Here is a 25,413-nt window from a genome sequence, read left to right on the forward strand (position 1 = left end):
ATCCGTTAATTTAGATCGTATTCCTTTATTTTTCGATACAGAGTTCGCTCAGAAATCCCCAACTCTCTAGCTGCATACTTACGCTTTCCCCTATGCTTCTCCAATGCCTTTTTGATCAACTCTTTTTCGCGGTCTTCCAACGAAAGAGACTCTTCTACCTCTTCATGTTCTTCAACATCTTCCACGTCACCATCCGAATATACATCCCGTGATGAACTAACTTCCGGAGAATATGCTGTTCCGGGTTGTAACATGTGCCCCTCGTCAACCGGAGACATCGTTTTATAAAGCTTATTCAGCATTGCTGTCTGATCCTGGTCAAGATGCACTTCTCCATTACTCTGAGCCAGTTCATACACCAGTTTTTTCAATTCATTGAGATCATTTTTCATATCAAAGAGAAATTTATACATCAATTCTCTTTCCGAAAAATCATCTTTTGAATTCCCTCCGATTGTACCCGGAAGTGTTTCCTGTTCAGCCGGAAGATAAGACACTAACTTCTGAACATCCACATCCCGGTTTTCTTCGATAACGGAAATTTGCTCAACAATATTCTTCAACTGACGGATATTACCGGGCCATGAATAATTTTCAAGTACCAATACAGCATCATCTGTAAGACGAATGGGAGGCATACGATATTTCTCTCCGAAGTCATTCGCAAACTTCCGGAACAACAAATAAATATCCCCTTTTCTTTCACGCAGTGCAGGCAATTGAATAGGGACCGTACTCAAACGATACAATAGATCCTCCCGGAATTTTCCCTTGCGGATTGCCTGCATCATATTTTCATTAGTCGCCGCAACAACGCGAACATTTGTTTTCAGTGGCTTTGAAGATCCAACCCGGATATATTCTCCCGTTTCAAGCACACGTAATAACCGAACCTGTGTTTGCATAGGTAACTCGGCTACTTCGTCCAGAAAAATAGTTCCACCATCGGCAACTTCAAAATAGCCTTTTCGAGTACCGGCAGCACCTGTAAAGGAACCTTTTTCGTGACCAAACAATTCAGAATCTATCGTTCCTTCCGGGATCGCTCCGCAGTTAACAGCTATGTATTCACCGTGTTTTCGTGAACTTAAGTGGTGAATAACCTGTGGGATTATTTCTTTTCCCGTACCGCTTTCACCTGTTACCAATACCGATATGTCAGTAGGCGCTACCTGCATAGCTACTTCCAACGCCCTGTTTAAACCAGGATGATTTCCTATAATTCCGAACCGTTGTTTTACCTGCTGTAAATTCATGTAATTTCTTTGATTAACCGGCTACAACCTCTCCTAACAAGGTAGCTGCTGTGCACGATATAACTCTTACTTTCACATACTGTCCTTTCTTCAAGTCCCCTTTCGGGAAAATGATCACCGCATTCTGTGAGTTACGACCGAATAACTGATCATCAGAACGTTTTGAAGTACCCTCAATAAGCACTTCATATACTTTTCCAACAGCCTGTTCATTGCGCATCAGTGAATGAGCCTGCTGCTTATCAATCACTTCCAGCAAACGCTTCTGCTTAACCTCCTCAGGTACATCATCCTCGTATTTTCTCTCTGCTAATGTTTTAGGACGCTCAGAATATTTAAACATATAAGCGTACTCATATTGTACATAATCCATAAGCGATAATGTATCCTGATGATCTTCGTCTGTTTCCGTGCAAAAACCGGTGATAATATCTGTAGAGATGGCACAATCCGGCATATATTTACGAATAGCATCGATACGATCAATATACCATTCCCGGGAGTAACCTCTGTTCATTTTTTCGAGCACACGTGTACTCCCTGACTGAACCGGAAGGTGAATATACTTGCAGATATTTTCGTATTTCGCCATTGTCATCAGAACTTCATCTGTCATATCCTTAGGGTGAGAAGTTGAAAATCTGATACGCAACTCAGGATCTACCAAAGCAACCATCTCCAGTAACTGTGCAAAATTCACGGTTGGTTTTTCCGGATTCTCTATTTCTCCCTTTTTAGTAAGGTTCCAACGATACGAGTCCACATTTTGACCTAACAAAGTAACCTCCCGGTATCCTTTATCAAAAAGCTCCTGTGCTTCTTCTACAATAGTGTGCGGATCACGACTACGTTCACGACCCCGTGTAAACGGAACAACGCAGAATGAGCACATATTATCACATCCACGCATAATTGAGATAAAGGCTGTCACACCATTTTGATCTAATCGCACCGGGCTGATATCAGCGTACGTCTCTTCTCTTGATAAGAGAACATTCACCGCCTTCTGTCCACCCTCTACCTCTATAATAAGGTTCGGTAAATCACGATATGCATCAGGACCTGCAACCAGATCCACCAACTTCTCTTCCTCCAGTAAATTAGTTTTAAGGCGTTCCGCCATACAGCCAAGAACACCTACTACTAAGGATGGTTTATTCTCTTTTCGTTTTTTAAACTCTGTCAGTCTGTTTCGCACACGTTGTTCTGCGTTTTCACGAATCGAACATGTATTTAACAAAACAACATCTGCCTCATCTTCATTTTTGGTTGTTGTATACCCCTCCCGGATAAGAACAGAGGCAACAATTTCACTATCGGAAAAGTTCATCTGGCAGCCGTAACTTTCCAAAAACAATTTTTTACCATTGCTTGCAACAGGCCCTTCCATCTCCATCGCTTCTCCCTGCCGTTCTTCTATAATTGTTTTATCACCAAATAACGCGGTATTGCTCATAATCAAAACTGTTGAATAAAATCAAAAAGCAAAAGTACACAATATGTTTTGGGTGACAAAATGGCAGTTTGTTAAAAAAACAAATAATATAAAACGCCTCCTTACTTCAAGTATCTTTTGAGAACAATATTAAATGTTTCACTGATAAACACGCCCCTTATAAACAAGTTTCACCCGCTTTTACATTGGTCATTCCACTACTAATCTCCTTCTTCTTTTTCTTACTCTGAAAAAACTAAGTTTGCTTTTCGAATTAATTTCAATTTATTTTGCAAAAAAATCCTGAAATCAATCGGATTTCGGGAAAGAATGTATTGAACGCCGAATATGAGCAAAAATTTAGTTATCGTCGAGTCACCCGCTAAAGCAAAGACTATTGAAAATTATCTTGGAAAAGACTTTATTGTCAAATCCAGCTATGGCCACGTACGTGATCTGGCAAGCAAAGGGTTAGCTGTAGATATCGAGAAAAACTTTGAACCTCAATACGAGGTATCTCCCGACAAGAAGGCGTTAGTAACCGAGTTGAAAAAATTAGCCAAGGAAGCAGAAATTGTATGGCTCGCTACCGATGAGGATCGTGAAGGAGAAGCTATTTCCTGGCATCTTTTTGAAACATTAGGGCTAAAAAAGGATAAAACCAAGCGTATTGCATTTAACGAGATTACGAAAACAGCTATACTTCGTGCGATAGAAAACCCACGGGAAATAAACGACAAACTGGTAGATGCTCAACAGGCTCGCAGAATACTCGACCGACTGGTTGGTTTTGAACTTTCTCCTGTTTTGTGGAGAAAAGTAAAACCTTCTCTTTCAGCAGGACGCGTACAATCGGTTGCCGTACGGTTAATTGTAGAAAGGGAAAGAGAAATTCAAAGCTTTGCTTCGGAATCATACTATAAAATACAGGGACAATTCAAAAAAGGGAAAGATCTGATAAAAGCTGATCTGATGCACAATATGGGTACACTTGATGATGCCCGTTCTTTCCTTGAAGATTGCAAAACTGTCGATTTTTCGGTTTTGGATGTACAAACTAAACCTGCAAAAAAATCTTCAGCAGCTCCGTTCACCACCAGTACACTTCAACAGGAAGCATCCCTGAAATTAGGTTTTTCAGTAACGCGAACCATGCAAGTCGCTCAGCGCCTGTATGAATCCGGACGTATCACATACATGCGTACCGATAGTGTAAATCTGTCTAAGGATGCCGTTTCTGCCGCTCAAAGCGCAATTATCTCAAATTACGGAGAAGAATACAGCCAACCCAAACAATACACAACTAAGAGTGCCGGAGCTCAGGAAGCACACGAAGCCATTCGCCCTACGAACTTTAACCAATCAGAGGTAGACGGTGACCGGGATGAAGTCCGCTTGTACGATTTGATCTGGAAACGGGCTATCGCTTCACAAATGACTGATGCAAAACTTGAACGTACGACAATAAAAATAGGAAACGAAAAGTTATCTGATATTTTCCAGGCAAAAGGCGAAGTTATTCTATTTGACGGATTCCTGAAAGTTTACCTTGAATCGAATGTTGATGATGAAGAGGAAGAAGAAACAGCAGGACTCCTCCCAAAAGTCTCTCCAGGTGAACCCCTCGAACAAAACGGAATTACTGCTACACAGCGTTTCTCACGACCGCCCGCCAGATATGTAGAAGCTTCTTTGGTAAAAAAACTTGAAGAGTTGGGTATTGGTCGCCCTTCAACATACGCACCAACCATTTCTACTATCCAAAAAAGAGGATATGTTGAAAAAGTTGACCGTGAAGGAGAAGAACGAAAATATACTGTTCTTTATCTTACCTCAGAAACGATACAGGAAGAAATAAAAACAGAAATAACAGGACGAGACAGGAATAAACTGTCTCCTACTGATATAGGAATTGTTGTCAATGACTTTTTAGTAGAGCATTTTGACAAGGTAATGAACTACAACTTTACGGCAAACGTAGAGAAACAGTTTGACGATATAGCCCAGGGAATGATTCAGTGGACAGAAATGCTAAAGGGATTCTACGGACCTTTCCACGAAAATGTAGAAAACACATTGGAACACTCAGAGCGCGCAACCGGTGAACGTACATTGGGGACACACCCTGAAAGCGGTAAACCTATAATTGCACGTATTGGTCGCTTTGGGCCTATGGTGCAAATCGGAGACAGTGAAGATGAAGAAAAACCTCAATTTGCTTCGTTAAAAGGAAATCAGAGCATCAATACAATTACATTAGAGGAAGCTCTTGACCTTTTTAAACTCCCACGCATTATCGGGGAATTTGAAAACAAAGAACTAAAAGTCAACAACGGTCGTTTTGGCCCTTATATTCAGCATGACGGAGCATTTACCTCTTTAGGAAAAGAGGATGACCCCATGACAATAACCGCCGAACGGGCAATCGAACTCATACAGGCGAAACGAGCGGCTGATAAAGCCAAAATTATTAAAACATTTGATGAAGATAAGTCAATGCAATTGCTAAACGGAAGATATGGAGCCTATCTGAAAATCGGAAAAAATAACTTTAAACTTCCGAAAGATGCTGTTCCCGAAGATCTAACGTATGAACAATGTATTGAAATTAGTCAGAATCAACCCGAAAAGAAAAAGGGAGCACGCAAAACAACTCGCAAAAAGAAATAATTAACCGGATAGTGGTCAGGGACAATGAATGATATTTCAATTTATTTTGAGCCGTTAAATTTTGATAAGGATCAATTTACCGACGGAAGTCTGGGTACACAGATAGAAGTGTATGCAACTTCTTTCCCTGAACTAAACAAAGGTGATATTGCACTGCTCTACGTGCCGGAGTTCAGAGGCATGAATACTAAGGAAACCGGTGTCGGAATACGCGATAACTTTCGCAAACACCTTGCTCACCTAACCCCCACAACAAATTGGAAAAGAAAATTGGTCGATCTGGGAAATATCCGACCTGGAAAAAAAATCGAAGACACCTATTTTGCATTAACCAATGTGATTAGCGAACTCGTCAAAAAAGACATCATCCCCGTTATCATCGGAGGTGGGCAGGACCTCACCTACGCCCAGTTTAAAGGATACGAACAACTTGAACAGGCAGTAAACATGGTTGTCGTCGATAATAGATTTGACTTGGGGAATCCTGAAAAAGCAATTTCGTACAATGGCTATCTTTCTTCTATTTTGCTCCATCAACCTAATTTCCTTTTCAATTTCAGCAACATAGGTTATCAAACCTATTTTGTTCTGCCTTCGGAATTGGATCTTTTTGAAAACATGTATTTTGACACCTGCAGACTGGGTGCTTTTAATCAGGATTTTAAAGTTGCCGAACCTCTCATTCGCAACTGCGATATCTTAAGCTTTGACCTCATGTCTATTCGTGCCAGTGACTTCCGTTCAGAGTACAATGATTCACCCAATGGGTTCTATGGCGAACAAGCCTGTCAAATAGCTCGCTACGCAGGATTCAGTGATAAACTAACTTCCTTTGGTTTGTATAATTTATTTCCCGAATCCAACCCCAACCCAGCTGACGACCACCTGGCAGCACAAATCATCTGGCATTTGATCGATGGGATCAATAATCGTAAACATGATTTTCCAGTTGGCAGCAAATCTGGCTACTCAAAATACCTTGTATCCATTCAGGATTTTAAAGATGAGATTACATTCTATAAAAGCGACAGATCTGATCGCTGGTGGATGGAAGTCCCCTACCCTCCGCAGTCAGGATCCCGCTTTCAACGCCACTTTATGGTCCCCTGCAATTACGAAGATTATTTGACTGCTTCTAAAAATGAAATCCCGGATCTTTGGTGGAAAACCTACCAGAAACTCATTTAAGTCTCAATAATTTCTGACGGATTCACAAAATACTGTGGAAAACTTAAATCATTTTCAAAAAAAATCTTTTTTCTAAATAATTTTATTTATTTTAGTCGCCATATTAGGTGTAAAATACATGCTAATTAATGTGATTTAGCACACTACAATATGTTGTCTATGAAGAAAAAAATACTTGTATTATCAGTGTTTTCACTGGCTATGCTTTCCGGGCTTTTTGCTCAGCAAGACAGAGCGATGACACATTCCATGTATGACAAGTTATCAGTCAACCCCGGCTCTACTGGAATTGAAGAAGGAATTTGTGGTACTCTTTTGTATCGTAATCAATGGGATAAGTTCAACGGTGCTCCCAACTCTGTTGTTTTCAATGTTGAGGCTAACCTCGACAGATGGATCAACAGTGGTTTAGGTATATCGTTTTATCATGATGCGATTGGATTTAACCGTCAAAATAATCTTCTGATTAATTACTCCTATCACCTCGGTCTTGGAAACGCAGGAACATTAGGTATGGGACTCGGTTTGGGAATTGTAAATTTCGCAATGTCTCCAACCTGGGTAACACCTCAGACAGATGTGGATAATTACCTTCCCAATGCTTTTTCCGGTACAAATTTCGACATGAACTTTGGTTTATACTGGAAAGGCTCGCAGAATTACTATGTTGGGATTTCGTCCACGCACATGACGCAATCTATCCTTCAGGATCCGACTTTAAGTACTGTTAATTTCAATACTTCCCGTCACTATTATCTGATGGGAGGATATCGATTCGATCAGTTATTCGGGACAAACCAAGAATTTGACCTGGATTTAAACACGTTGATGCGTACTGACTTCAGAAAGTTCTCTGCTGATATCACAGCACGTCTTTTCTGGAACAAATTGTTATACGGAGGAGTTGGATACCGCACCGGAGAATCTATCCTTATTTTATTGGGAGCTTCAATGAATTTAGGTCCCGGAAAAGCTTCTTTTGGTTACTCGTATGACATCACTGCTAATAAGTATATCAAACCATCATGGGGTACGCATGAAATCATGCTGAAATACTGCTACATTATACCACCACCACCGATCACAAAAAGTGCTCACCCAAGATGGTTGTAAAAAAAAGTTAAAGGGAAATTGTAACCAAACAAAAGGAAATTCCGTTATAACTAAAGAAATTGATCCTGTAGAAAGTTAAAGTTGACCGGAATTTAAATTGAGGTAGAATGAGAAAACTAGTGTTATTAGGTTTAGTCGCAGTGTTTCTGTACTCGTGCTCTACACGAACAGGACACTTGATTGGTGTGCAGGGGAGAGGTCCTTACCATCCGGAGATTCCTCTTGGTATGATTTACGTTCCTGCAGGTTCGTTCCAGATGGGACAAAACGATCAGGATGTTCCTTTTCTTCACCAGACACGTACAAAAACAGTTTCAGTTCAGGCGTTCTATATGGACCAGACTGAAATTACGAACAATGAGTACCGTCAGTTTGTTTACTGGGTAAGAGACTCTATCGCTCGTGAAAAAATCTACGAAACAATCGAAGATGATGACATGGCAAGCGACTGGATCAACTATTCGGATGAGTATTTTGACGAAGGAGCTCTTGAGTATGTTGAATACGATGCATCTGATCGCGCTATAAACAGAGAATTCTTTAATCTGAATTGGGATAGACGACTGGATTATTCAGATCCGGAGTTAGTTCCTCTTTTAGCGGATATGTATTACCCGACTAATGAAAGATTCTACAAAAGAAGAGAAATTGATACACGTAAGCTAAAATTCAGATACTACTGGATTAATCTTAGAGAAGCTGCCCGAAGAGGTCGTATAGAAATTACTCCGAACGGTTACGATAAGGATGGAAACAAACTTGCAGATGAACACCGTGAGCTTAATACCCCTCCGCATCCATTTACCGAGGAACCTCAGGGAGAAGATTCAGACTTCGGTTGGTTCAACAAAATTGGTCAAAACAATGCGATTAGAGGTCATGCTAACCGTCAACGATTCATCATTAACGAAGTGATCAATGTCTACCCGGATACACTTTGTTGGGTTCGTGACTTTACATACTCGTTCCATGATCCTATGACAAATATGTACTTCTGGCATCCGGCTTATGACAACTACCCTGTTGTCGGTATTACCTGGGTTCAGGCAAGAGCATTCAGCGTATGGAGAACACAACTTTTAAATAACTGGTTGATCTCTATGGGTGATATTTTCGTCAACGATTTCCGACTTCCTACTGAGGCCGAATGGGAAAGAGGTGCGAGAGGTGATCTTGATCAATCACAATACCCATGGGGTGGTCCTTACATTAGAAACGCATCCGGATGTTTCCTTGGAAACTTTAAACCAATGCGCGGAAGATACTTTGACGACGGAGGTTTCCACACAGTCAAAGCATACTCTTACAATCCAAATGGTTGGGGACTATACTGTATGGCCGGAAACGTTGCCGAATGGTGTGAAACAGCATACGATGAGTCGATGTACGAATTCTCTCACGATCTAAATACTGAGTACCGTTATGATGCTATGGACTGGGATCCACCAGCCATGAAAAGAAAAGTTATTCGTGGAGGATCTTGGAAAGACATCGGATACTACATGCAGACTGGTACACGTACATACGAATATCAGGATACAGCAAAATCGTATGTAGGATTCAGAAACGTTATGACGCACCTTGGTCGTGGAGGACGTGACTTCACAAAAGAAGGTGGGGAAGAACTGAAAAGTGATATTCAGTTACAATAATTACGTAAACAAATCAAAAACCAAATAGTTAGTTAATTAAGTTAAAAACCAAAAAAAGCAAGGAAACTATGAAACCAGGAAGTAAAGCGTGGAAAGCCTTTATGGCGAAATTGTACGGATTCGGTGCAGCGGTAGTTATTATCGGAGCGATGTTTAAAATCATGCACTGGCCGGGAGCGGGAATTATGCTTGTTGCAGGTCTGTCAACAGAAGCACTTATCTTTATTTTCTCGGCATTTGAGCCGATTCATGAAGATCCGGACTGGACACTTGTTTACCCGGAGTTAGCATTAGGTCATGACGAAGATCACGATCATGATGCATTACCAGCACGAGGAGGTCACTCAAGAGGTGGTGGTACAGGTATTACTGAAGAATTAGACAAATTACTCGAAGATGCAAAAATTGACAGTGCCTTATTGGAAAGATTAGGTGATGGAATGCGCACACTTGGAGAAAATGCTGCACAACTAAAAGGAGTAACAAGTGCTGCTGCTGCTACAGATTCATACGTAGACAGTTTATCTTCAGCTTCTGAGCAAGTGAAAAAACTATCTCACTCGTATGAGCGTGCTTCAGAATCATTGATGGGACTTACTTCAGGAACAGAAGAAGGGCAATCATTTGGTGAACAAATGCAAAAAGTATCTAAGAACCTTTCTGCTCTTAACAATGTTTATGAGCTTCAATTGAAAGGTTCTACACAACACCTTGAAGCAACTGAGAAATTCCAGGGTCAGGTAGCAGATATGATGGCCAACCTTTCTGCTTCAGTTGAAGATACTAAATTGTACAAAGAGAATATGGAATTGTTGAGTAAAAACTTGACAAGCCTTAACCAGGTATATGGTAATATGCTGAAAGCCATGACTATTACTCGCGACTAATAACAAGGATATATATCCTTAATTAGCGTAGGTAATATTTCATTAACTAATTTAAATAACCAAAAAGTTAATTAAACATGGCAGGAGGAAAAGAAACCCCAAGACAGAAGATGATCGGTATGATGTACCTCGTACTTACCGCACTTCTGGCACTTAACGTATCAAAAGAGATTATAGCCGCGTTCATTACAATTAATGACAAACTGGATGCAAGTGGTAACGTTATCAGCAACACAGTCTCTGGATTATACGGTGAGTTTGATAAGAAAAAAGCAGCTTTAGTCGCTACAAAAGGTGACATGTCTACTTTCAACCTTTGGAGTGGAAAAGCTGAAGAAATGAAAAAAGAGACTGCAAAAGTCGTTGGCTATATTCTTTCAGAGAGTAATGAGATGATTAAGCAGGCTGAAGGTGGTAAAGACTGGGTCGCTGACAAGGATAGCGAAGGTAATATTACAGAGTTAAAATCCCTGATGGATATCAGTGCGATGGATAACTACGATATTCCTACCAATATGTTCATCGGAGGAAACCCTGAAAAGCCAATTGAAAGAGGTCTTAACATTCGTAAAACGATTCATGAGTACAGAAACAATGTCTCTATCATGATGGCAGATTACAAGTTGGGAGATAAAAAATATTCATTTACTCCCCCTTCTAGCATAGATGGGTTGAATGATGCTTTAAAGACGGCAAACCCAATTGACACTGCTAAGATCGCTAAGTTTTACAGAAGTATGACACTTCCTGAAAAACTAGAGGTTAAAGATGCTGGGAAAACGAAAATGATGCCTTGGCCATCAGTTATGTTTGACCATGCTCCTATTGTTGCAGCAGCAGCAATGTTTACTGCTTTAAAGGTTGATATTATCAACGCGGAGTCAGTAGCAGCTGAATACATGTTAAGTAAAATAGACGCCCCATCGTTCAACTTTAACAAAATTGAGCCTTTAGCGTTTGCTCGTACAGGGTATATTAATCAGGGAGACTCTCTTGATCTTAGTGTTATGATTGCCGCTTACGATTCGAACGAAGTATCGAAAATTAAGTATGGTATCAACTCTGAAGATCCGGGGACATGGACAGAAACGGCAGGAAAAATTGGTCTTAGAGGTTCTTCTCCGGGAGAATACACTGTTTCGGGTGTAATCGGTGTTAAAGAACGAGGAGAAACAACCTGGAAACCATGGGAATTTAAGTATACAGTAGGTAAACCTACCGGAGCTGTATCCCTTCCTGAAATGAATGTTTTATACCGTGGTTACCAAAATAAAGTAATCGGAGCTGCTTCCGGTTTCCCTGATTACAGACTTGTATCAGGTGGTAACGTTACTATTTCCAAAGGATCAAATGGTATGTACATTGCTAGTCCTGGATCAGGACGTGAAGCAACGATCATTATCCAGGGAGTTTCAGAAGACGGAACTACGGCAAAATTAGGAGACTTTAAATTCCGTGTAAACAACATGCCAAAACCAAGTATCTATCTTGGAAGTCTTGAGGATGGGTCTGATGCTCCTTCAGCGACCATCAAATCTCAGTCTCGCTTGTTTGCAAAATACGGACCGGAAATTCCATTGGAAGCAAACTTTACAGTAAAATCCTGGGAGGTTAACGTAACAGGAGCTCCAAGACCCGAAAATGGGGCCGGAGCAGCACTTACACCAAGAGCTCTTAACCTGATCAAGCAGGCTCGTCCTGGTAACACAGTATCAATCATGTGTACTGTCGTTGGTCCTGATGGTAGAGCACGTAAGTCCGGAGGTACCTTCAAGGTAAGATAATAAAAAACGAATGCGTATGAAAAGTTTAATTGCAAGTGTGGTATCGGTTATGGCGGGAGGCTTGATGTTTGCGCAGGTAGACATCAACGGAGGACCTATCAATAATCCTTCGCCAAACGTAATCGACGGGGTTTATATCCAACAGCACATTCCGACGAAAAGAATGATTCCTTACGAACACGTAAGAGAGGCGGATGTGATTTGGTCAAATCGTGTGTGGAGAGCAATTGACATGCGTGAGAAGATTAACCATTCCATGTACTTTCCATTTGATGAGTACGATGCAGATAATAACTGGGTTCGTCACTCAACAAGATGGTCACTTTGGACGGTAATCAAAACTCACGTACTTAATGGAGACCTTACTGTCTACTCACCATATAACCCTTTAGCTTTTTTCATAAAGGATGGTGATTCATTCAAGTACCCGATCGTTCCTCCTCCCGGAAAGAACTATTATACGGATAGTTTATTCAGAGACCAATTGTTCTATTATTTAGGAACGTTAGGGCCTGAGTCAGATCTTCCGTTGGTTGATATATACGGAGACGACTCATTAGATATAAATGGGAACTATGTATATCCTCCTCGTGATACGAACTGGGTTCTTTCTAAGGATGTTGTTCAATACCGGGTAAAAGAAGACTGGTTCTTTGATAAAGAAAGATCGGTAATGGATGTTAGAATCCTTGGTTTGTGTCCGGTAACATATGACACTGATCCTAATACAGGTTCTATTTCGGGAATGAAAGAGCTTTTCTGGTTGTACTTCCCACAATGTAGATTTGTGTTTAACAATTACTTCGTTTTCAACACACACAATGACGCTCAGTGGTTCTCGTTTGATGACTTATTCTGGAAACGTCAGTTCAACTCGACAATTTATAAAGAGAGTAATGTCTACGATAGAAAAGTGGAAACGTTTAAAGCCGGTGTAGATGCTTTGTATGAATCTCAGCGAATTACTGAAAACATGCGCATGATAGAACATGATGTTTGGGACTTCTAGTCTTACACAATATGAATTAAAAAAACTCCGTTCAGATATGAGCGGAGTTTTTTTTTGTTACTATTCTCTCCCCCCTGCATTCTCATGATGAACCAAAAGCAAAATATCATGGCAGGAGCAAAAGAAACCCCAAGACAGAAAATGATCGGTATGATGTACCTGGTACTTACCGCACTTCTGGCACTTAATGTATCAAAAGAAATAATTGAAGCTTTCGTATCAATTGACAATAATGTACAGGAAGCAAATCAGACGGTAAGAAAAAAAGGAAATTACTCTTTTGACAGTTTAAAAGAAGTTGCTTCCGACACTTCTGATCCTCTTCGTGCTAAATCAGCAGAGCTATGGTTTACCATAGCAGAAAAGATTCGTTCAGCTACTGAAGAAAACATCCTTTACATTGATCAGCTTAAGATACGACTTCTTGAAGAATGTGGTGAAGACAAAAATGAAATTGTCAAAAATGACCAGACTGTCCCATACTTGCTTGACTTATCACTTATAAAAGCAAAAGACAGATATGATGACCCGATGCGAATTCTCATAGGAGAAAGTACTGATATAAAACATCCCTCCGGTGAAGGAATGGAAGTTTGGAACCGTCTCATCCAATTCAGAAACACAATAACCGAATTATTAGGGACCTATACACTTCCCGAATCAAATCTGTCATTCAGTTTTTCATCTTCAACTCCGGATGATTTTTCCAAATCAAATCCGGATGATACCTTACTAATCCGTCAATTATTCTATCAACTCTCCAAAAAGGAATATCGAAAAGTACATGATATAGACAATGTACACTGGGTAGGAGCTACATTCGACCATGCTCCTATCGTTGCTGCTATAGCACAACTATCCAGTTTACAAACAGAGTTTCTAAATGCAGAGGCAGAAGCACTGGCACATATCAGAAACAAGGTCGGTGGTGGACAATATTCGTTTGATAAAATTATGCCTCTTGCCTACGGAAAAAGCTATATTAACCCGGGAGATACACTCAACGTACAAGTGCTCATGGCAGCCTATGATTCCTATAAAATTCCCCGGGTCTCTTATACAGATCCAGTGACAAAAGAAATAGTAAATCTTCAAGATCATGCATATAAAGACGGAAAAGGTCTTTTCAATCTCACGCCACAAAAAAGTGGAGCCGATACCCTGAGTGGAACTATAAGTATTCAAAATAAAAATGGACAATGGGTAACGCAAAACTGGCAACTCCCCTACTATGTTGGTTCACCGGGAGGTGCTATCTCTCAACCTCAAATGCAAATCCTCTACCGGAATTATGATAATTTGCTTACAGGAGCTACATCAGGTTATGCTAATTATAAACTGGTCTCCCGATCCAATGTAACACTGAGTAAATCATCAAATGGGAATTATATTGCACTACCCGGTCCCGGAAGAACAGCTGAAATTGCTATTGTAGGAATAGATGAAAATGGAAAAAGCACACAACTCGCCGTATATGAGTATAAGGTTAGACGGAAACCTACTCCCGATCTATTTGTAGGAGCTATTAAAAGAGATCAGGAAATAACGAAAAATGAACTTTTGGTACAAAACCGACTGTTTGTAAAGTATGACGAATCAATCCCGTTAATCTCCGACTTTACACCTGTACGCTATGAACTCAACACCCCAGTTGCACCACGTTCAATCAAAATTGAGGGAGCTACCATTACACGTGAAGCTCAACGATATCTTAGTCAACTTCGTCAAGGCTCTAGCATTAAAATTACTTGTTATTACAAAGATTCACACAATCATATCGCACGAGTATCATCAGTACTCACCATCAAATAACAACTTCACCTGATTGCCCCGGTACATATAGTATCGGGGTTTTTTCGTTTCTTTGCACAAAAAACAGACAGTACGATCATGGTAAATTTGCAACAACTCAGCGTTTTTCTTCCCCAAGGGTATCTTTTTAAAGATGTAAGCCTGCAAATTAATCCGAATGACAGAATCGGACTAGTAGGGAAAAACGGAGCTGGAAAATCAACTTTGATGAAGCTTATTGCCGGGTGGAATCGTCCTTCTGAGGGAGCGGTTCACAAACCCAAAGATCTCACTGTAGGTTTCCTGACTCAGGATATTGAGATTGATTCAAGCCAATCTGTTTATGATTTCCTCAAGTTTTCCAATGAAGAGTTAAACACCATTCAATCAAGATTGGATGAAATTAACCACCAACTGGTTACCCGTACAGATTATGAAAGTGACAGTTATCTGCAACTTCTGGATGATTTGAATTTGCTCAATGATCGCTTCAAACACATAGATGGATGGAAATGGGAAGAAAAAATCACTGCTGCGTTAAAAGGTTTAGGATTTACTGACGAAGATTTTTCACGTGAACTAAATACTTTCTCCGGTGGATGGAAAATGAGAGCGGAACTGGCAAGAATTCTTGTCAACAACCCTGGTGTTCTTCTTCTTGATGAGCCTACAAACCACCTGGATATTGTTTCCATTGCCTGGCTGGAAGAATATCTAAAAACGTTCCCGGGAGCTATTATTGTTATTTCGCACGACAGACTGTTCCTTGATAACGTTACCAAACGCACCCTTGAAATATCCGGCGGTAAAATTCTTGATTTTCCATATGCTTACTCTAAATATAAAGAAGCAAGAGCAGAGGAAATTATACGGTTAAAAGAAGCTCAGAAGAATCAGGATAAAGAAATTAAAAGAACCGAAGAGTTAATTGATAAATACAGAGCGAAGGCTAATAAAGCTGCTTTTGCCCAAAGTTTAATTAAAAAACTTGAAAAGACAGAGCGTATAGAAGTCGAATCGGATGCGGTAGCAAAAATGAAAATTCGCTTTCCATTGAGTGTCCAACCCGGAAAATGGGTTCTCGAACTGGATCAGGTAGGTAAGACGTACGACGCTAAAACTATTTTAAAGGATATTTCCATTACTGTCGGACGCGGTGAAAAAATTGCTTTGCTGGGACCTAATGGTGTCGGTAAATCCACATTGTTAAAACGTATTATGAAAACCCTCGAAGGAGATGGTGACGTAAAATACGGTCACAATGTAACGATTACTTACTTTGCCCAAAATCAGGCAGAGAGTTTGGACAAAAACAAAACTGTTTTTGAAACAGTCGACGAAATTGCTACGGGTGAAATCAGAAAAGACCTGCGAAGTATTCTGGGTGCTTTTTTATTTAGCGGAGAAGATATTGATAAACAAGTAGGTGTACTTTCAGGAGGAGAAAGAACACGTCTGGCACTATGTACATTGCTTCTCAGCCCGTCAAATTTGTTAATTCTTGATGAGCCTACGAACCATCTGGACATACAGAGTAAGGAAGTACTAAAAGATGCCTTAAAAAACTATGAAGGTACTTTTATCGTTGTATCTCACGACCGGGAATTTTTAGAAGGTCTTACCAATCGAATCTGGGATATCCAGAATAAAACACTTAAAATTCACCATTTCCTTGTAAAAGAATATCTTCAATACAAATTGAACAAGGGAACTGAAGAAACAACTGAACAGCCACAGTCAACAGCGGTTGAGACTCCGGTTGAAAAGGAAGAATCAGTATCTCTATCATTTGAAGAACAAAAAGAACTTAAGCGAAGAAAGAACAAATTGCAAAATCTCGTAAAGAAATCTGAAGAACGTATTTCTGAACTTGAAAAGGAAATCGCCGCTCTCAATCAAAAGATGGCTGAACTTGATTATTCAAATGCTGAAGAAACCGAAAAAAATCTCTCTTTCTTTGATTCCCGTAAAAAGGAACTCGATAAAACCATGCAACAATGGGAAGAAGCCCTGGAAGAATTATCTGAACTGGACGGGTAGTTCTATCGAAAACATATTTTAGGTATATTGGCTAATGGTGTTTGAAAATTTCGATATATGGAAGTTTTTGGCTGGGCTGGGTATCTTCATGTTCGGTATGTTTTTACTGGAGGAATCCATTAAACTTCTTTCGGGAAAAACTTTCAAACGATTTATCAAAACCAGTACAACCGGAAAAATCAGATCCATTTTTACGGGTATGACCTCTACGGCAATTCTACAAAGTAGTTCTGCCGTTTCTTTAATGACTTTAGCATTTGTTGGTGCCGGCATCATGAGTATGCAAAATGCGATTGGTGTCATTATGGGAACAAACCTGGGAACAACATTTACAGGGTGGATTGTTGCCACACTCGGTTTTAAAATAGATATCGAAGGAATAGCACTGCCCCTGATCGGAATCGGAGGACTTGGATTAATATTTCTGAGTAAATCTGTACGTTATTCAGGTTTCAGCAAGCTCTTCGTAGGACTGGGTTTTCTGTTCATGGGATTGGATTACATGAAAATTGCACTGGAGAATTATACTTCAACAATTGATTTATCCACTTTACCTCATTATGGACTCTGGTTTTACATCCTACTCGGATTTCTCCTCACAGCTATCATGCAATCAAGTTCAGCTACACTAGCCATTATCCTTACTGCTCTTAATTCAGGAATCATTCACTTTGACGAAGGTGCATCAATGGTGATCGGAGCAAACGTTGGAACAACAATAACAGTTCTATTAGGAGCTATAGACGGAATTGCTATTAAAAAGCAGGTTGCTGCCAGCCACGTTATATTTAACATCGGGACAGGGATCGTTGCTATTCTTTTTCTACCTGTTTTCACACGCCTGATACATATCTTTGATGGGACAACAGGTCATTCAAATGTCATTGATATTGCTTTATTCCATACCTTATTTAATTTAGTTGGAGTCATATTATTCTTTCCTTTCATAGGTCTGTTAGCTAAAAAATTAATCAAATGGTTTCCCAATAAAGAGACAAAAGTAACCCGATATATCAACAACGTATCTGTGGATTTACCCGAAGCCGGTATGAAAGCCCTTCACCTTGAAACTGAGCATTTATATAAGGAAACCGTCAGCTTTGCAGAAGCTTTACTCAACGAAAAACGGCAAACTCAAAAGGCTCCTGAGCAACGCTTCGAGGATCTGAAGAATCTTCAATCAGCTATTTCTGTATTCGGCTCCAATATAAGGCATGGAGAGCTGGATGCACCGGAGAAAAGCAAAATTCATCAAACGATTTCAATATCACTTCAACTTAGCCAGGTCTCCAAAACACTTTGGTCTATCCACGAAGAAATTACAGAATTAACAAACAGCTCTACCCCGGGAGCAATTAAAGTATTCAGAGAACTTTGTGATGAACACAACCAATTACTTGGAAGAATTCAAAAACTACTTAATGATGATGCTTATCAGGAATTGTCCCTGAGTAACCTGAGAAATGAAATAGAGTCTCAGAATGAATCTCTTATCTCGAAAGTTGCTCATTTACTAAATAAAAATGACATTGAAAATAAGCATGTCTCCTGGCTCATTCTGGTCAATGGACTTATCAGTCATACAAGTCTCCAAATGCTCCTTATTCTTCATGATCTGAAACAAAGCAAATACTAAACGAGAAAAAAACACTCCTTAACCCACTTCAAGTATTCTTTGTCGAATTTAACTTTAAAAAAACATTTACTATTTGTTGTTTTTTGTTAAAAAAATTTCATTTTCGCTTAAAATACTACTTCTAATGAAAACTATTACGCACTTATTCCTTGCAGGGATAACCCTACTTGGAATCACTTTAAACGTAAATGCCAATAACATTCAGGTTGCCAATTGTGGATTGATTAATCAAAATACATCTGCTGGAACGAACAACCCTGCAAATCATACTTTTGTCCGCTTTGATCTTTCCTGGGAAAATTCGTGGCGTGTTTCTTCTGCTCCGGCTAATTGGGATGCCGCGTGGGTCTTTGTTAAATACAGAGTACAGCCCAGCGAAGTATGGCAACATGCATACCTGAGCACAAATGGTCATGTAAGTGGTTCGGGTACTGCCGCTTCGGTACAGGTAGGTCTTGTAAATGAAGGAATACCGCATAACAGCACATCAAATCCTGCAGTAGGAGCATTTGTATACAGAGCCAACAGCGGAAGCGGATCTTTTGGAGCGACCAATATTCAGCTCAAATGGGACTATGTACTTCAAGGAATCAATGATGATGACGTAATAGACATACAGGTATACGCTGTAGAAATGGTTTACGTAACCGAAGGAAGTTTTTACCTTGGTGATGAAGGTGGAGGAATAGGAATGCTATCTGAAGGAGGTACAGCAAGTAGTCCTTTTCAGGTTACTTCGGAAGGTGCTATCAGTATCTCAAACTCAACCGGATCACTATGGGGAGTAAATGGATCCTACGCAAATACAAATACCACTTCTAATTCTTCGAGTTATTGGTACAGTACAGGAGGTACAGGAACCCTTTCCGCAGCATTTCCTAAAGGACATAAAGGTTTTTATTGCATGAAGTATGAAACCAGTCAGCAACAGTATGTAGACTATTTGAATGCATTAAACTCTTCTCAACAGTCCGCACGTGCCTATACAGGTGGAGCGAACCGCAGTGGCATATCACTATCAGGAGGCATCTATATTACTTCTGCTCCTTTCGTAGCCAACAACTTTATGAGCTGGGCAGATGGAATTTGTTTTGCAGACTGGACAGGATTACGACCAATGACAGAGTTTGAATTTGAAAAAGCATCGCGGGGAGCATCTAACCCTTTCCCTAATGAATATGCATGGGGGAATACTACCATTGTACAAAGTCAGGGAATCAGCAACCCGGGAGCCGATGATGAAGCTGCATCCAATACTACAGCTAATGCAACATATGGCCCTCATGCTTCTGTTCCCGGACCTATTCGCGTTGGTAGCCATGCCGGAGCAGGAACTTCTCGTGTAGATGCCGGAGCCTCTTACTATGGCATGATGGAATTAAGCGGTAATCTTTGGGAAAGATGTGTTACAATGGGTCGTCCTGAAGGAAGGGCATATACAGGACTTCACGGAAACGGTGAAATAACAGCACTGGGATCCGCCGATGTTACAAATTGGCCCGGAGACAATGCTGTAGGAAGTGGTAACCGTGGTGGCGCCTGGAATGCAACTGCTACATTACTACGCGTCTCTGATCGTTCACAGGCAAGATATACTTACACAGGCAGATCTGGTTCCCACGGATTCAGAGCTGTTCGTACAGTTCCTTCAACTCCTGCTAATTAATTAGTTCCCATTTTGGGCGCAGTACTACTCATGGTCAGATTACTAAAACGAGTGAACACCGTAATTACTATTTGCCTTATTTTGGCAAGTGTTCAACCTGTTACAGCCCAATTTTCAGGAGGTACAGGACGAGGTGAGTCTGTATGTTATTACGAATCTCCTTACTCTCCTATGTATTTCGGCGGTCGGGGACGGGGAGAAAACGTATGTTCTTTTTTCAGTCCCTCTGCCCCCTTCTACTCAGGAGGCAAAGGACGAGGTGATGCAATTTGTTCAAATTACAATCCAACTATTCCCCTATTTGAAGGAAGTACAGGACGGGGGGATGCTATCTGTTACAAAATAAACGATCCGCTTTCTATTTTCTCCGGAGGAAACGGGCGCGGTGACGCATTTTGTTTTAGCGATGAAATGTTACTTCCCATTACTCTTGATTATTTTAATGTACATTGCTGGAACAATGAAGTTACTATTTCATGGGCTACTTTGTCTGAAAAAGATAATGACTACTTTATTCTTGAAACCAGTATGGATGGAAGCAGCTGGATACCGTTGGATACCATTTCAGGTGCAGGAAACAGCAGTACGTATAATACCTATACTATTTACTCATACGCTGAAAGAGTCAATCAATACTATCGACTCTCACAAACTGATTACAATGGTACAAAAGTGCAATTTGACCCGGTGTTAAGCCAATGCGAAAACGATCCCGAAAATGAGCCGGAAATATATCCGAACCCTAACAATGGTAAATTTACTATTCGCGGATTTGGAGCTTCAGCTGAGTTAGCGATCTTTGATGCTACAGGAAAACTTGTTCTCCAAACAAATCTATATGATGATATATCAGAGATCGACCTGAGCATTCAACAACCCGGAATGTATCTATTGAAAATAGTTACCTCAAGCAAAACACATACTAAGCGGGCAATCATCAAGCCATAGACATCAATACACTGAAAAACAGTCAATAAAAAGTTTACAAACGAATATTTTACGAATACAAATGGTTAAAAGACGGTTTGTAGCGTGAAACCAGTGAATCTTTGCCTCATCAAATTCACTCATTGGTTTATCACTAAAACAAACTCGTATGAATAACTTCGTAAACAAAGTAACCATGACAGGTAGCATCAGTACGCAACCACACATCATTCATTTTGGTAATGGGAAGAAAATTGCCCGTTTTCAGTTTGCCACTCAGGAAAAATATGCCTCATCAAACGGCACCCCACATACAGTAACAAGTTGGCATTCCGTATTTGCCTGGGGAAAAGAAGCCGCTGTAATTGAACTGACTGCCTCCAGAGGAGTCAAACTGGCGATTGAAGGCATGCTGGTAAACCGACCGTATGAAACTCCCGAAGGAGAAAAACGATATAAAACAGAAATCAGAGCCAATAAGATCGTCGTTCTGGACGCATAAAATAGAAAAAGCCTGTCTATGTGTTATAGACAGGCTTTTGTATTACTTTTTATTTTCGAATAATGGTTATAAAACCGGACTTGGATTCACTACCATACTTTAATCGATAAAAATATACCCCTTCTGCCAATTCGGCTCCAGAAAACATATCATTACCAGAGAATGCCTCTCCCGCCTGATCCTGTTTCCAGACAAGATTACCCCATCGGTTTACAATCTCAATTTCGAAAGGAAGACAAGAAGTAAAATAATCATTCATATCCAGATAATCGTTCTTTCCGTCATTATTGGGAGTTATAACATTCGGGAACTCCTCTATTAATGGAGTAAACTGTCCCAGAATGGTTAAAGAAACCGCTGTCCATTGACTCGGACAATCATTCACTTCAATATACAGTGTGTAATCACCTTCTTTTTCTTCTGTCGCAATTAATGTATTCTCTGCACTATTACTAGTGAATCCGTTAGGACCTTCCCAATAATAAGTAGCTCCTTCAACATATTCGGCACTAAAAACAAATTCCTCTTCAGGACAAGCTACCGGTGAATTAGAGAACACGGAAGGAATATCCGGATAGTCGTATACAACAACTGTCTTTTCGATACTATCCGAACAATTTTCTTCCGAATAAACGACTAATGTAACAGTATGTTCTCCTGCAACAGGGAATACAACCTGTGGATCAGTTTGATTACTTGTCAGTCCACTGCCAAAATCCCAATCACTGGTAAGTGGTGAATCATCTTCAATTGTACTGTTATTTTGGAAGGAAACAGGATCATTTAAACATCCCGCATCAAATGTAAAGTCGGCTTCCGGATTTGGATTTACAGTAACCGTTGTAGTATCTGAAATGTGACAACTATATCTATCGAGTACCGAAACAATATACTCTGTAGTTGCAACAGGTTGTACTGTTTGTTGCTGCTGTTGTGAACCGTTCGACCATTGATAGCTATATGGAGAAGATCCTAAAATAGTAGAAGTAACTCCGATAGTTGCCGTTTCACCTTCACAGATTCCTATTGGCGGCGTTACACTTGTTACAGGACAGAGGTTAACTTCAATAATTGATTTTGCATTATTACTGGAACAGGAAAGGTCATTCCACGTCCCGTTTGTATAAATCTGAACACAATCCTCATCTCCTGACTGATTAGGTTCTCCTGCAGCCCAATTTGTATAGGTTACGGGAGATTGGTCGTACCACACAAAGTCTCCTTCTGTTACCTCATCACTAAGCCCTATCCAAATCACATCCTGGTTGGATGTAAACCCGAGTGAAATAAGAGAACTCAGAATACAGTCATTTTCCTCCTGAGACTGAACAGACACCAGGTTAGCTCCGAGAGTCTGAGCAAAACTCTGCGCCTGACTTCCTGTCATGGACTGTGGATTCAAAAAATACATAGAGCAAGGAGAAACACAGTTCACTAGCTCTGTACAACCGGCAGCAGTAAAAGCAGACCGGATAGAATCGATATCGCACTCATAATCATTCGGAAAATCCGGACAGCCTTCAAGCATAACGTTTACTTCTACGGTATCTGCATCCATGCATCCATTACTATCTGTCCCTGTAACAGTGTATGTATTGGTTGAGCTGGCCGGAAGAATATAGCTTCCATTTACAGCCCCGTTATTCCAAACGTATGTATCCGCTCCTGTCGCTAGTAATTGAATTGAATCTCCGGGACATAATGTTTCATCAGCCGGAGCTATAACATCCGGTAACATATTTACAGTTACAACAACTGTATCTGAGGCGGAGCAACCATACCGATCTTCTGTCAAAGCTACATAAGAGGTTGTCTGCGTTGGCCAGACATCCACGCTTTGCGTTGTAGCTACAGATTCCCATTCATACGTATAAGGTGAAGAGCCAAACAAAGTAGTACTGGCGGACAAAGTAACGGTATCACTTTCACAAATTGTCACATCAATTCCCGCATCAATAAACGGGCACAAATTCACTTCAATAATTGACTGGGAATTTGCACTTGTACAGGACAAGTCATTCCACTGCCCGGGATTCGCTCCTGTCGGATAAATCTGAACACAATCCTCATCCCCTGACTGATTTGGTTCTCCCGGAGCCCAGTTTGTATACGTCACCGTAGACTGATCGTACCAGACAAAACTTCCCTCAGTTGCTTCATCATTAAATCCGATCCAGATTACACCAGTTTGGTTGAGCCGTACAAGATCGTCCAACAGGCATTGATTCTCGGCAAGAGACTGGATAGATACCAGATTGGCTCCCAATGTTTGCGCAAAACTCTGCGCCTGACTTCCGGTCATGGACTGCGTATTTAAAAAGTACATACTACAGTCATTCCAACATCCTTCCAGTTCAATACACCCGGCATTAGCGAACTCTGTCCGAATCTGGTCAATGTCACAAGTAAAGGTAGGATCAACACAACCATTCGGATTATTTCCCGGATCACACATACAATCATCGAATGCATCCGAGATCCCATCTCCATCGGTGTCGTTTCCGTTAGCTGAAGTCGCATCGGCTACCAATAACAACCCATAAGGATTATTACCTGTCGGATCAGCACTTGGAACATTATAAACAAGTATATCAATATAATTCGTCCCTACCTGCCAGGGGCCATTGATTGTAATAGAAAGCTGAGACCCCGTGGAAAATCCACCTCCTGAAATTCCCAGTGAAGTATTATTAAGAAATACATCTGTAATTGTATTGTCCACATACCCCAAAAAATTCAGGGTATAATTCCCCGGTTGTGTCACCGAAAATCCATTACAATCAGGAGGCAGATCCAGTGTTAGTCTGAAGAAACGATACCCTGCAGAAGAATTTGTCGCGCAATTTGCCTCATTTCCTGTAATCCAGTTGGCATTATTCATCGGTGGAGTTAACGCTGCGGGATCCACCCAGCTCCCCGGAGCACAATTATTATTGATTAACGCCGGTTGGAAAGTCGCTCCTACCGGAGATCCGGGCTGTGTAACAAACCACTCCGAACAGGTCCAAATAGGATCCAGAGCACCAATCGCGCCCTGTCCGGTAGACAATGTAACCGGATTCGGAAAATTCTGTGCATACCCGATGGCTGACATAAAAAATGCCAGTGTGTAGTAGATAAGTTTACATTTCATAGTAAGTACATTAAGCAATTCAAAACTTAAATGTACAAAATAATTGCTTATTGATTTTCAACAGAATACAAAGCTTAGTTTATGAAAATATAAATTCCTACAAAAATACTATTCTTTCCAACCATACAAGCGGAATTATTTTTCAGAATTCCTTAGCATTTCTTCTGTTACCTGATCTAACTTCTCAGCATTCTCTTCAGAAGGGTTATTATAATGCTCAATCATTGCTTCAACATATTCGGGATTGTTTCTGTAACGGATAGAAAACCAGAATCCGGCTGGAATTACATAGAAAATCCCCCCCAACAACATATATATAATAATACGCTTTATAAGACGTTCTTTTAACAATTGATGAGTTCCGGAAAATATAAAAGCCATCACTAGAGCTATCCCTAAGAATACACTTCCTGAAATAAAAAGGATTTCCCTGCCCGGCCACAACATAATAACAAACAAAATCGAATTGATAATAGCCGCCATTCCTATTCCTCCCAATATTCCAATCAGAATATCCGTAAAGCGTACCGGAGAATACGACTCCTTTTTAAAAACTTTTGCCATTCGAATTCCGTTTAAATGAGCAAATCCCAAATACGCATACAGAGCACCCAACAGACTTAAAGAAAGCATCATGAATAAACTCATCCCGACTCCTCCCAAAAGATAAAGCAGGAAAAAAGATGCACTTACTCCTGATAACAACAATTCAGTTCTTTTCATT

Annotated in this window: 17 protein-coding genes; 13 read left to right on the forward strand and 4 right to left on the reverse strand. The window is 40.4% G+C overall.

Features of this window, described 5'->3' with window-relative positions; all coding sequences use genetic code 11:
* Positions 1 to 5: 5 nt before the first annotated feature.
* Positions 6 to 1,256 carry a sigma-54 interaction domain-containing protein gene (locus AC4PL9_RS07470; RefSeq protein WP_491604124.1) on the reverse strand — a complete coding sequence of 417 codons (1,251 nt, stop codon included), beginning with the start codon at positions 1,254 to 1,256 and terminating at the stop codon, positions 6 to 8.
* Between the two features lie 13 nt (positions 1,257 to 1,269).
* A complete protein-coding gene (gene miaB / locus AC4PL9_RS07475; RefSeq protein WP_491604125.1) occupies positions 1,270 to 2,712 on the reverse strand; it encodes a tRNA (N6-isopentenyl adenosine(37)-C2)-methylthiotransferase MiaB in 1,443 nt (480 codons plus the stop codon).
* Positions 2,713 to 3,039: 327 nt separating this feature from the next.
* Between miaB and topA the strand changes: the two genes are divergently transcribed.
* From topA to AC4PL9_RS07540, 13 genes are all read left to right on the forward strand, one after another.
* Entirely contained in the window at positions 3,040 to 5,361 is a 2,322-nt protein-coding gene (topA, locus tag AC4PL9_RS07480; RefSeq protein ID WP_491604126.1) for a type I DNA topoisomerase, read from the forward strand.
* Positions 5,362 to 5,385: 24 nt separating this feature from the next.
* Positions 5,386 to 6,549 carry a formimidoylglutamase gene (locus tag AC4PL9_RS07485; protein WP_491604127.1) on the forward strand — a complete coding sequence of 388 codons (1,164 nt, stop codon included), beginning with the start codon at positions 5,386 to 5,388 and terminating at the stop codon, positions 6,547 to 6,549.
* A gap of 159 nt (positions 6,550 to 6,708) precedes the next feature.
* Positions 6,709 to 7,662 carry a PorP/SprF family type IX secretion system membrane protein gene (locus AC4PL9_RS07490; RefSeq protein WP_491604128.1) on the forward strand — a complete coding sequence of 318 codons (954 nt, stop codon included), beginning with the start codon at positions 6,709 to 6,711 and terminating at the stop codon, positions 7,660 to 7,662.
* A gap of 107 nt (positions 7,663 to 7,769) precedes the next feature.
* Entirely contained in the window at positions 7,770 to 9,314 is a 1,545-nt protein-coding gene (porK, locus tag AC4PL9_RS07495; protein ID WP_491604129.1) for a T9SS ring complex lipoprotein PorK/GldK, read from the forward strand.
* A gap of 68 nt (positions 9,315 to 9,382) precedes the next feature.
* Positions 9,383 to 10,201: a type IX secretion system motor protein PorL/GldL gene (gene porL / locus AC4PL9_RS07500; protein ID WP_491604130.1), complete on the forward strand. Its 819-nt coding sequence runs from the start codon at positions 9,383 to 9,385 to the stop codon at positions 10,199 to 10,201.
* A gap of 77 nt (positions 10,202 to 10,278) precedes the next feature.
* Positions 10,279 to 11,985 carry a type IX secretion system motor protein PorM/GldM gene (porM, locus tag AC4PL9_RS07505; protein ID WP_491604131.1) on the forward strand — a complete coding sequence of 569 codons (1,707 nt, stop codon included), beginning with the start codon at positions 10,279 to 10,281 and terminating at the stop codon, positions 11,983 to 11,985.
* 16 nt (positions 11,986 to 12,001) lie between these two features.
* Positions 12,002 to 12,994, forward strand: coding sequence for a type IX secretion system ring subunit PorN/GldN (porN, locus tag AC4PL9_RS07510; RefSeq protein WP_491604132.1), 993 nt, complete (start codon positions 12,002 to 12,004; stop codon positions 12,992 to 12,994).
* A 108-nt stretch (positions 12,995 to 13,102) separates the two neighbouring features.
* Positions 13,103 to 14,806: a type IX secretion system motor protein PorM/GldM gene (gene porM / locus AC4PL9_RS07515; protein ID WP_491604133.1), complete on the forward strand. Its 1,704-nt coding sequence runs from the start codon at positions 13,103 to 13,105 to the stop codon at positions 14,804 to 14,806.
* Between the two features lie 78 nt (positions 14,807 to 14,884).
* A complete protein-coding gene (locus AC4PL9_RS07520) occupies positions 14,885 to 16,825 on the forward strand; it encodes an ABC-F family ATP-binding cassette domain-containing protein (protein ID WP_491604134.1) in 1,941 nt (646 codons plus the stop codon).
* Between the two features lie 34 nt (positions 16,826 to 16,859).
* Complete coding sequence (locus AC4PL9_RS07525) at positions 16,860 to 18,461, forward strand: Na/Pi cotransporter family protein (protein ID WP_491604135.1); 1,602 nt, start codon at positions 16,860 to 16,862, stop codon at positions 18,459 to 18,461.
* Between the two features lie 124 nt (positions 18,462 to 18,585).
* A complete protein-coding gene (locus tag AC4PL9_RS07530) occupies positions 18,586 to 20,127 on the forward strand; it encodes a formylglycine-generating enzyme family protein (RefSeq protein ID WP_491604136.1) in 1,542 nt (513 codons plus the stop codon).
* Positions 20,128 to 20,178: 51 nt separating this feature from the next.
* Complete coding sequence (locus tag AC4PL9_RS07535; RefSeq protein ID WP_491604137.1) at positions 20,179 to 21,075, forward strand: T9SS type A sorting domain-containing protein; 897 nt, start codon at positions 20,179 to 20,181, stop codon at positions 21,073 to 21,075.
* A gap of 148 nt (positions 21,076 to 21,223) precedes the next feature.
* Complete coding sequence (locus tag AC4PL9_RS07540; RefSeq protein ID WP_491604138.1) at positions 21,224 to 21,556, forward strand: single-stranded DNA-binding protein; 333 nt, start codon at positions 21,224 to 21,226, stop codon at positions 21,554 to 21,556.
* Between the two features lie 49 nt (positions 21,557 to 21,605).
* On the opposite strand, the gene AC4PL9_RS07545 is transcribed toward AC4PL9_RS07540, so the two are convergent.
* Together AC4PL9_RS07545 and AC4PL9_RS07550 are read right to left on the reverse strand one after the other, a co-directional pair.
* Positions 21,606 to 24,689: a lectin-like protein gene (locus tag AC4PL9_RS07545; protein WP_491604139.1), complete on the reverse strand. Its 3,084-nt coding sequence runs from the start codon at positions 24,687 to 24,689 to the stop codon at positions 21,606 to 21,608.
* A 135-nt stretch (positions 24,690 to 24,824) separates the two neighbouring features.
* Positions 24,825 to 25,412, reverse strand: coding sequence for a hypothetical protein (locus AC4PL9_RS07550; RefSeq protein WP_491604140.1), 588 nt, complete (start codon positions 25,410 to 25,412; stop codon positions 24,825 to 24,827).
* Between the last annotated feature and the right edge of the window lies 1 nt (position 25,413).

This window comes from Wandonia sp., from assembly GCF_984588085.1.

What these genes read in the sequence shown, in the direction of transcription:
- porN (WP_491604132.1), top strand. Translation starts at nt 12,002, where the DNA reads ATGAAAAGTTTAATTGCAAGTGTGGTATCGGTTATGGCGGGAGGCTTG.
- porM (WP_491604131.1), top strand. Translation starts at nt 10,279, where the DNA reads ATGGCAGGAGGAAAAGAAACCCCAAGACAGAAGATGATCGGTATGATG.
- AC4PL9_RS07490 (WP_491604128.1), top strand. Translation starts at nt 6,709, where the DNA reads ATGAAGAAAAAAATACTTGTATTATCAGTGTTTTCACTGGCTATGCTT.
- AC4PL9_RS07550 (WP_491604140.1), bottom strand. Translation starts at nt 25,412, where the DNA reads ATGAAAAGAACTGAATTGTTGTTATCAGGAGTAAGTGCATCTTTTTTC.
- AC4PL9_RS07525 (WP_491604135.1), top strand. Translation starts at nt 16,860, where the DNA reads ATGGTGTTTGAAAATTTCGATATATGGAAGTTTTTGGCTGGGCTGGGT.
- AC4PL9_RS07470 (WP_491604124.1), bottom strand. Translation starts at nt 1,256, where the DNA reads ATGAATTTACAGCAGGTAAAACAACGGTTCGGAATTATAGGAAATCAT.
- AC4PL9_RS07540 (WP_491604138.1), top strand. Translation starts at nt 21,224, where the DNA reads ATGAATAACTTCGTAAACAAAGTAACCATGACAGGTAGCATCAGTACG.
- AC4PL9_RS07520 (WP_491604134.1), top strand. Translation starts at nt 14,885, where the DNA reads ATGGTAAATTTGCAACAACTCAGCGTTTTTCTTCCCCAAGGGTATCTT.
- topA (WP_491604126.1), top strand. Translation starts at nt 3,040, where the DNA reads ATGAGCAAAAATTTAGTTATCGTCGAGTCACCCGCTAAAGCAAAGACT.
- AC4PL9_RS07485 (WP_491604127.1), top strand. Translation starts at nt 5,386, where the DNA reads ATGAATGATATTTCAATTTATTTTGAGCCGTTAAATTTTGATAAGGAT.
- AC4PL9_RS07530 (WP_491604136.1), top strand. Translation starts at nt 18,586, where the DNA reads ATGAAAACTATTACGCACTTATTCCTTGCAGGGATAACCCTACTTGGA.
- porK (WP_491604129.1), top strand. Translation starts at nt 7,770, where the DNA reads ATGAGAAAACTAGTGTTATTAGGTTTAGTCGCAGTGTTTCTGTACTCG.
- AC4PL9_RS07545 (WP_491604139.1), bottom strand. Translation starts at nt 24,689, where the DNA reads ATGAAATGTAAACTTATCTACTACACACTGGCATTTTTTATGTCAGCC.
- miaB (WP_491604125.1), bottom strand. Translation starts at nt 2,712, where the DNA reads ATGAGCAATACCGCGTTATTTGGTGATAAAACAATTATAGAAGAACGG.
- porM (WP_491604133.1), top strand. Translation starts at nt 13,103, where the DNA reads ATGGCAGGAGCAAAAGAAACCCCAAGACAGAAAATGATCGGTATGATG.
- porL (WP_491604130.1), top strand. Translation starts at nt 9,383, where the DNA reads ATGAAACCAGGAAGTAAAGCGTGGAAAGCCTTTATGGCGAAATTGTAC.